Genomic DNA, 6,229 nt, shown 5'->3' on the forward strand with positions numbered 1-6,229 from the left:
TCGACGCGGTCGGCAACGCGGCGGAATCGGCGGGCGCGCGCCTGGTCTTCCTGTGCTCGCCGGGCAATCCCACCGGGCCGCGGTCCAGCGCCGCGACCTTGCCCGCGTCGATGTCGACGCAGACGACGTCGTGGCCGACGTCCGCGAGGCAGGTGCCGGTGACGAGACCGACGTACCCGGTGCCGAAGATGGTGACGCGCATCAGGCGCTCCTGCGTCGAGCGGTCAACGCGGCGGAAGCGCGCCGGGGCCGGCGGCGCCCGGCTTGCCGATGCCCAGCAGCTCCACCTCGAACGCGAGCGTCGCGTTCGGCGGGATCGGGCCGCCCGGCGTGCCGGCTTCGCCGTAGCCCAGCGACGCCGGGATCCACAGCTTGTACTTGCTGCCGACCGGCATCAGCTGGATGCCTTCGCGCCAGCCGGGGACGACCTGCGCGAGCGGCAGCGTGGCCGGGCCGCCGTGGTCGTACGAGCTGTCGAACTTGGTGCCGTCGAGCAGCGTGCCGGTGTAGTGCACGGTGACCATGTCATCGGCCTTCGGGCGCGGGCCCGTGCCGGTCGTGAGCGCCTGGTACTGCAGGCCGCTCGCGGTGGTCTGCACGCCGGCGACCTTCGCGTTCTTGGCGAGGAACTCGGCGCCGGTCTTGGCGTTCGTCGATGCGAGCTTGGTCTGCTCCTCGGCGCGCTTGGCCTGTAGCTTCTGCGCGAAGGCCTCGCGCACCTGCTGCGCCTGCTTCTCGTCCATCAGCGGCTTGCCGCCGTCCATGGACGTCTTGAGCGCCTTCTCGAGCGTCGGCAGGTCGATCTCGTCCTTCACCTGCTTCAGCGTCTGGCCCATGTCGAGGCCGATCATGTAGCTGACGCGCGCCTTCTCGTCCTTCAGGCCGGCGATGGCGTTCGGGTCGGAGGTGTTCGCGGCGGCCGGGGTGGCGGCCTCCTTCGCGGCGGGCGTGGTCTTGTCGCAGCCGGTGGCGGCGAGCGCCAGCGCGATGGAGCCGAGCGCCAGCAGGCGCGTCGTGGAAAGGGTCATCGGAATTCCTCGGTGGGGGCGGCCGGGGCCGCGATCAGGGCGAAATCGCAAGCAGTTCGACATCGAAGACCAGCGTCGAGTTCGGGCCGATCTGCGGGCCCGCGCCCTTTTCGCCGTACGCCAGGTCGGACGGGATCCAGAACCGGTACTTGGCGCCGACCGGCATCATGGACACGCCTTCGGTCCAGCCGGGGATGACCTGGTTGAGCATGAACTCGACCGGCTGCGCGCCCCGGTCGTACGAGCTGTCGAAGACCGTGCCGTCGAGCAGCGTGCCGTGATAGTTCACGCGGACGCGATCGGTGGGCTTCGGGCGCGGCCCGGATCCCTGGCGCAGCACCATGTACTGCAGGCCGGACGGCGTCGTGAACACGCCCTTCTTCGCCTTGTTCTCCAGCAGGAACTTCGCGCCGGCGTCGCGGTTCGTCGTCGCCTGCGCAGCCGCGCGCGCCTGCATCTTGTCGCGCATCGAAGTGGTGAACTGCTCGCGCACGGCGGTGCGCTCGGCTTCGCCCAGAAGCGGCGTGCCGTTGGCGAACGACGTAGTGATCGCCTGCATCATCACGGCGAAATCGATCTCGTCCTTCACCGGCGCAAGAGAACCGCCGACGTCCGCGCCGACCAGCAGGCCCACCTGCTGCTTCGACACTTCGGGAACGGCCTCGCCAGCAGGCGCCTGGCCGCGACGCGCCGCGATGCGCTTCATCAGCGCGGGGCCGAGCTTCTGCGCCTGCTCCTGCGTGAGCAGCGGCTTGCCGCCGTCGAACGCGTTGCGGATCGCGCGCTGGAACTCGGCCATGTCGAGGTCCGGAGCGACGGGCGCGAGCGACTGGCCCACGTCCATGCCGATCATGTAGCTGACCTTCTGGCGCGGAGTGGACAGCGACGACACCGTCGAAGCCGCCTTCGCGGACGCGGCGGGCGCGGGCTTCGACGCGGGTGCGGCGGGCGGCGCGGCGACGGCGGCCGCGGCCGACAGGGCGAGCAGCGCGGCGAGGCCGCGTGCGGGCAGGTTCATGCACGACTCCAGTGCGGCGCCGGATGGCGCGAGGGGCCCGTATTGTCGCGGCCCCGCCGATGGGGGGCAAATCGGCCCAGCGGCCGTATGCCATCAGTTGGGTGGACAGGTATTGACGGACCGAAAACTGGTGTTATAGTTGCCTACAACACCGGTCTACCAACGAGGAGGTTTGCCATGACTCGCAAGCTCCGCAACAGCCTGAACGCGCTCGTGGTGACGGCGGCCCTCTCGGCCACCGGCGCCTTCGCCCTCGCCGCCGTGCCGTTCGCGACCCCGTCCACCGCCGCCGGCGCGTCCCTCGCCGTCCGCCTGGACACCGGCCCCAAGGCCGGGAGCACCCGCCGCATCCGCCACCAGCTGGCGATGCCCTACTTCTCCTTCCTTCCGAGGGGCTGACCCATGGTCGCGATCCAATGGAGCGACGGCGCTCCCATCTACCGCCAGCTCAAGGAGCGGGTCATCGCCATGATGCTCGACGGCTTGCTCAAGCCGGGCGATCCGCTCCCCTCCGTGCGCCAGGTGGCCGCGGAGTACCAGCTGAACCCCATCACCGTGTCGCGGGCCTATCAGGAGCTCGCCGACGAGGCACTGGTCGAAAAACGTCGAGGACTGGGCATGTACGTGACCGAAGAAGCCGCGAGGAAGCTGCTCATGAACGAGCGCGAGCGTTTCATGAAGGAAGAGTGGCCGCAGGTGATGGAGCGCATCGCCCGCCTCGGCCTGAAGCTCGAGGAGCTGATGGCCGCCGACCGCAAGGAGAGCATGCAATGAATGCCCAGACCGCCCCGGCCGCGGTGGTCCGCGCCCGCGGACTCCGCAAGACCTACAAGAACAAGGTGGCGCTCGACGGCACCACGTTCGAGATCCCGGCGGGTCGCATCGTCGGCCTGATCGGCCCGAACGGCGCCGGCAAGACCACCGCCCTCAAGGCGATGCTCGGTCTCACCCCGTTCGACGGCGACATGACCGTGCTCGGCCGCGACCCGCGCACCCAGCGCGACGACCTGATGCAGGACGTCTGCTTCATTGCCGACGTGGCGGTGCTGCCGCGCTGGATCAAGGTGAAGGAAGCCATCGAATTCGTCGCCGGCGTCCATCCGCGGTTCGACATGGCCCGCTGCGAGCGCTTCCTGGCCGGCACCCAGCTCAAGCCGAACCTCAAGGTTCGCGAGATGAGCAAGGGCATGATCGTCCAGCTGCACCTCGCGCTGGTGATGGCGATCGACGCGAAGCTGCTGGTGCTCGACGAGCCGACGCTCGGCCTCGACATCCTCTACCGCAAGCAGTTCTACCAGCGCCTGCTGGAGGACTACTTCGACGAGGAGAAGACGATCATCGTCACCACCCACCAGGTGGAGGAGATCGAGCACATCCTCACCGACGTGCTGTTCATCCGCGACGGCAAGATCTCGCTGGACGCGCAGATGGACACGCTGGGCGAGCGCTACACGGAAGTGCTGGTGGATGCCGCCCGCGTCGACGACGCCCGCGCCCTGAAGCCGGTCGACGAACGCGCCCTGCCCTTCGGCAAGACCGTGATGCTGTTCGACGGCGTGCCGCACGAGCAGCTCGAAACCCTCGGCGAGACGCGCACGCCCGGCCTGGCCGACCTGTTCGTCGCCACGATGAAGGGGACCTACGCATGAACACGATGACCGAAACCCTGCCGCAGCGGCGCGCCGTCGCCGCACCGCACGCCACGCACAAGTTCAAGCTGCTGCTGCGTCGCGAGCTCTGGGAACACCGCGGCGGCTTCCTCTGGGCGCCCGCGATCGCGGCCGGCATCTCGCTGCTGTTCACCCTGCTCGCGGCCATCGCCGGCAGCACCCTCGCGCACCGGCATGCCAATCGCATCGAAATGAGCAATGCCGATCCGGGCCAGATCGCCCGAGCCCTCGGCGGCGCCGGCGACATGGCGCTTCTCAGCGGTGTCGGCATCACCCTGCTCGTCCTGGGCTTCGTGGTGTTCTTCTACTCGCTGGGCTCGCTCTACGACGATCGCAAGGACCGCAGCGTGCTGTTCTGGAAGTCGCTGCCGGTCTCCGACAGCAGCACGGTCGGCGCGAAGGTCGCCTGGGCGCTGGCGCTGGGACCGCTGATCGCGGTGGGCATCGGCCTGCTGCTCGGACTCGCCACCTGGGTGATCGCCGCCCTGACGACCTCGATCAACGGCGTGCCCGGCGCGAGCGGCATCTTCACCCACTCGCACCCGCTCCGCGTCATGGCGAACGTCATCGCGATGATCCCGCTCTATGCGCTCTGGGCGCTGCCCGCGGTCGGTTGGCTGATGCTCTGCTCGGCGGCGTCGCGTTCCAAGCCCTTCCTGTGGGCGGTGATGGTGCCCGTGCTGGGCTGCGCGCTGATCAGCTTCGCTAATGCGGTGCTCAACATGGGTTACGACGTGGGCAAGCTCTGGTACGTCGTCGCCTACCGCGGCCTGCTGAGCGTGTTCCCCGCCACCTGGGTGCCCCGTCTCGACGCCGGCGTCGGCAACATCCACGGCCCGGAAGACTTCGCGAACCTGATCAACGCGGCGCAGAACTGGACCATGGCCGGCACGGCCGACCTCTGGATCGGCGTAATCGCCGGGATCGCGATGATCGCCGCCGCCGTCCGCCTCCGCCGCTGGCGCGACGAAGGCTGAGCCTTCCGCGACACCCCCGACCCGGCGCACGCCGCCGGGTCGGGAGCCGCGGACCGGCACGGTCCCGGCTCCAGCGCCACAGCACCTCGACGCGCCCCCCCTTTCTTTTAGATCCGCCGGGCCCGAGGGCCACGGCGCGCTCCACGAATCCCGAGGACTCTCCATGAAGGCCACGACCCTCGCCCTCCTCTTCGCCTCCGCGCTGCCGCTGGCTTCGCACGCCGGACCGCGTTCCGAGATGGGCCTCGAAATGCACCGCGCGCGGGCCGAGATCCGCAGCGAACTGGCGCAGGAGCGCATGCGGCTGGAGACCGAAAATCTCTCGCTCGACAACGACATCCAGTTCGGCAAGCACAAGCGCAATGCGCGCCGCGACACCGAGCACGGCCCGAAGGCCGAGATCACCCCCGCGGGCGACCTCCTTGTCGACGGCAAGGCGGTCCCGGTGGACGCGGTCCAGCGACGTCAGTTGCTCGACTACCGGACCCAGGTGATCGGCATCGCCAAGACGGGCATGGCCGCTGGCGAGAAGGCGGCAATGCTCGCGCTGGACGCCACCGACGTCTCGATGTTCCAGCTGATCGTCGGTGGCCTGACCGGCTCGCTCGAGCGGCGCGTCGAAAGCACCGTGCAGCGCGAACTGCGCCCGGCGATGCTGCAGATCTGCGCGAGCCTGCCCCGACTGCAGCAGTCGCAGCAGGCGCTGGCCGCCACTGTCACCGCATTCCGCCCGTATGCGACGCTTCGGGACGACGACATCGCGACCTGCGAAGCCGACGTTCGCCGCGACCTCGCGTCGCGCTGAAACCGACCCCGGAGAAGCCTGGAATGAACGCCATCCGCACCACCCTCTGCGTCGCGATCCTCGCCACGCTCGCGGCCTGCCAGGGCCGAGCGCCGGAGCCCGCGACCACCGCGCCCGCCCAGGGCACGCTCGCCCGGACGATCTCCGAAGCCGCGCGCAAGATCGACGACGAGAACATCACGATCCGCACCGACGACGGCATCGCCCGCAAGGCCGAGATCACGCCGGCCGGCGACCTGATCGTCGACGGCAAGCCGGTGACGCTGGACGAATCGCAACGCCGCCTGCTGCTCGACTACCGTGCGCGCGTCTCGGACATCGCCCAGGCCGGCGCGGCGATCGGTGCCGCCGGTGCCGAGCTGGCCGGCAAGGCCGTCACCGAAGCCATCGGCGGCATCTTCAGCGGCAAGCCCGATGACGTCGGCAAGCGTGTCGAGGCGCAGGCGCAGGGCATCAAGGCCGCCGCGCGCAAGCTCTGCGACCACGTGCCCGCGCTACTCGAAGCCCAGCGCCGTGCCGCGGCAGCGATCCCGGAGTTCGCGCCGTTCGCGAAGGACAAGCCGCACGACGCCGAGAAGTGCCACGCGGACTTCGACTCCGAGAGCGATCCGCCCGCGCCGCCGTCCCCGCCGGCGGCACCCGCGGCGCCCGCGCCGACCGCCTGATCGCACGTTCGACCTTGGGCGCGCCGTTCTCCCCGACGGCGCGCCCTTTTTATTGCCCGCGTCCCG

The 6,229-nt window shown here is 69.8% G+C and carries 8 protein-coding genes and 1 pseudogene; 6 read left to right on the forward strand and 3 right to left on the reverse strand.

All coding sequences use genetic code 11. The features are described 5' to 3' along the window. The 3 genes and pseudogenes from ACY35P_RS14675 to ACY35P_RS14685 all read right to left on the reverse strand — a co-directional run. A pseudogene (locus ACY35P_RS14675) lies at positions 1-202 on the reverse strand (hypothetical protein); the annotation flags it as partial. A 22-nt stretch (positions 203-224) separates the two neighbouring features. Next, positions 225-1,028 (reverse strand): FKBP-type peptidyl-prolyl cis-trans isomerase, encoded by an 804-nt coding sequence (locus ACY35P_RS14680; RefSeq protein ID WP_462116582.1) that lies wholly within the window; start codon positions 1,026-1,028, stop codon positions 225-227. Between the two features lie 34 nt (positions 1,029-1,062). Then, positions 1,063-2,046, reverse strand: coding sequence for an FKBP-type peptidyl-prolyl cis-trans isomerase N-terminal domain-containing protein (locus ACY35P_RS14685; RefSeq protein WP_462116583.1), 984 nt, complete (start codon positions 2,044-2,046; stop codon positions 1,063-1,065). 177 nt (positions 2,047-2,223) lie between these two features. Between ACY35P_RS14685 and ACY35P_RS14690 the strand changes: the two genes are divergently transcribed. From ACY35P_RS14690 to ACY35P_RS14715, 6 genes are all read left to right on the forward strand, one after another. Next, complete coding sequence (locus ACY35P_RS14690; protein WP_462116584.1) at positions 2,224-2,445, forward strand: hypothetical protein; 222 nt, start codon at positions 2,224-2,226, stop codon at positions 2,443-2,445. Positions 2,446-2,448: 3 nt separating this feature from the next. Next, entirely contained in the window at positions 2,449-2,820 is a 372-nt protein-coding gene (locus ACY35P_RS14695) for a GntR family transcriptional regulator (protein ID WP_462116585.1), read from the forward strand. Further along, positions 2,817-3,695 carry an ABC transporter ATP-binding protein gene (locus tag ACY35P_RS14700; protein WP_462116586.1) on the forward strand — a complete coding sequence of 293 codons (879 nt, stop codon included), beginning with the start codon at positions 2,817-2,819 and terminating at the stop codon, positions 3,693-3,695. The genes ACY35P_RS14695 and ACY35P_RS14700 overlap by 4 nt, the downstream gene beginning before the upstream one ends. Next, a complete protein-coding gene (locus ACY35P_RS14705; protein WP_462116587.1) occupies positions 3,692-4,693 on the forward strand; it encodes an ABC transporter permease in 1,002 nt (333 codons plus the stop codon). Before ACY35P_RS14700 ends, ACY35P_RS14705 begins: the two co-directional genes overlap by 4 nt. Positions 4,694-4,856: 163 nt before the next feature. Further along, the gene (locus ACY35P_RS14710; protein ID WP_462116588.1) at positions 4,857-5,498 is read left to right on the forward strand and encodes a YggN family protein; all 642 of its coding nucleotides are present in this window, start codon (positions 4,857-4,859) and stop codon (positions 5,496-5,498) included. A gap of 23 nt (positions 5,499-5,521) precedes the next feature. Next, positions 5,522-6,163, forward strand: coding sequence for a DUF2884 family protein (locus ACY35P_RS14715; protein WP_462116589.1), 642 nt, complete (start codon positions 5,522-5,524; stop codon positions 6,161-6,163). Positions 6,164-6,229 lie beyond the last annotated feature (66 nt).

The sequence above is a fragment of the Lysobacter xanthus genome (genome assembly GCF_047159895.1).